Source organism: Paenibacillus sp. A3 (assembly GCF_001399685.1).
GTDB lineage: Bacteria > Bacillota > Bacilli > Paenibacillales > NBRC-103111 > Paenibacillus_G.
The window spans coordinates 1-1,773 of the sequence record NZ_JTHN01000195.1 but is presented as its reverse complement, the minus strand read 5'-3'; the positions used below and the strand labels follow the sequence as shown (position 1 = coordinate 1,773).

Genomic DNA, 1,773 nt, shown 5'->3' with positions numbered 1-1,773 from the left:
GTCCTGGCTGCCTTGGTCATTCAAGCTTGTCATCAATTAAAGAAAACAATCCCGCAAGAAATGAAAATTATCGGGTATGACGACGTGGGAATCGCATCCTTGGTATGGCCCCGCCTGACATCCATAAGGCAGCCTATTCGGGAAATGAGCGAATGCGCCATTGAATTGATTGCAAAGCTGCTCCAAGGGGAAGAGGTCTCTATGATAAATTCGTTTCCGGTCACGCTTATACAGCGGGATACGACATGAATTTTGAATGGGAATTTGACGAGGGATAAACAAAATAGCGGGCGCGTGGCTTCGGGACAGAAGCCGGCATCCGGTTGCGCCCTTGGTGTCAACCGGTTGACACATAATGCGTCATTGCTATCCCAAAATCTTAAAACCGAGGATCGAAATGGGGAGTGAACCGTGCTTCAGGAATCGAATGGAAGGGAACCCGCAATCCGGCTCATAACCAGGGCAGATGATTGCGGCAGCTCTCATTCGGCCAATGTAGGCATCGTAGAAGCTTTAAAGGCCGGATTTTTAAAAAATATTTCTTTAATGGCTCCTTGCCGGTTTATAGAAGAAGCCGCAGAAATGCTGATCGGACATGAAGATGTTTGCTTTGGCTTACATGCGACTTTGAACGCAGAATGGGATCAAGTGAAGTGGGGGCCTGTTCTGCCGGTTTCCCAAGTCTCTACCTTAGTCGATGGGAACGGAATGTTTACGCCTTCTCCGCAAGTATTTGAGGCGCAAAAGCCTGATTTGGACGAGATCATGCTTGAGATTCAGGCGCAACTGGATAAGCTTAGACGGTTGGGGTTCCGAATCACTTATGTCGATACCCACATGTTTCCGGAGTACCATGTGCCTGGTATGGAAGAGCGCATGACGGAATGGGCGGATAAAGAAGGATTGTTATACTGGAATCGTTTTTGCTCTTCTTTACGGCGGGTAGAAGAAACGGATCATCTTCTTGATGATATCTTTTCGCGCCTTAGAGCCGCTGATAAGGGACAATATTTATATGTTGGTCATCCGGCGATCGATACCTGTGAAATGAGAATGCTGGGAAACAAACATATTTCCGGGGGGGAGCTTGCCGCTAGCAGGGTGTTGGAGGCGAAGCTTTTCACCGATCCGCGAATCCTGAAGCTATGCAAGGAGAAAGGAATCGTTCCCATTCGATACGATGAAGCATCCGTGGTAACGGAGAAGCTGCCCCCGCTTGATGAATGGTTTTTCTAGTGATAGCACCGAACCAAAACAGCGGCTGTCTGATACAAGGAGGAGCTTTGATGGCCGTTACGATAAAAGATATCGCAGAAAAAGTAGGGGTTTCGGTTACGACAATTTCCCGGGTGTTAAACAACCGGGGATATTTAAGCGACGACCTGAAGAAAAAAGTGCACGAAGCCATGGAAGAGATGAACTACCAGCCTAACGAGCTGGCACGTTCATTATCGCGCAAAAAATCGAATGTTATTGGTCTCATTATACCGGACATCTCCCATCCGTTTTTTGGGCAAATCACAAAGCATATCGAATATTACGCCTACAAGCACGGCTATAAGCTGATGCTCTGCAATTCTTTGCTTAATAAAAAAAAGGAGAAGGAGTATATCGATTTGCTAAGAGCCAGCCAAGTGGATGGAATTATTATGGGCAGTCATACGATGAGTGTGAAAGAATATACGTCGATCAAGCTTCCGCTGGTCACCCTGGATCGTCAAATTTCCAAGTCCATTCCATGTATTTCGTCAGACAATTATAGCGGAGGAGTGC

3 protein-coding genes are annotated in these 1,773 nt (G+C 46.9%); all 3 read left to right on the top strand.

The window, feature by feature from the left end; genetic code table 11:
• The coding region (locus tag QJ48_RS27125; protein ID WP_162238574.1) for a substrate-binding domain-containing protein at positions 1 to 249 on the top strand (249 nt) is incomplete at its 5' end.
• Between the two features lie 162 nt (positions 250 to 411).
• Positions 412 to 1,236, top strand: coding sequence for a ChbG/HpnK family deacetylase (locus QJ48_RS27120; protein WP_054976517.1), 825 nt, complete (start codon positions 412 to 414; stop codon positions 1,234 to 1,236).
• Positions 1,237 to 1,286: 50 nt separating this feature from the next.
• On the top strand, positions 1,287 to 1,773 hold a 487-nt coding region (locus QJ48_RS27115; protein WP_157261767.1), incomplete at its 3' end, for a LacI family DNA-binding transcriptional regulator.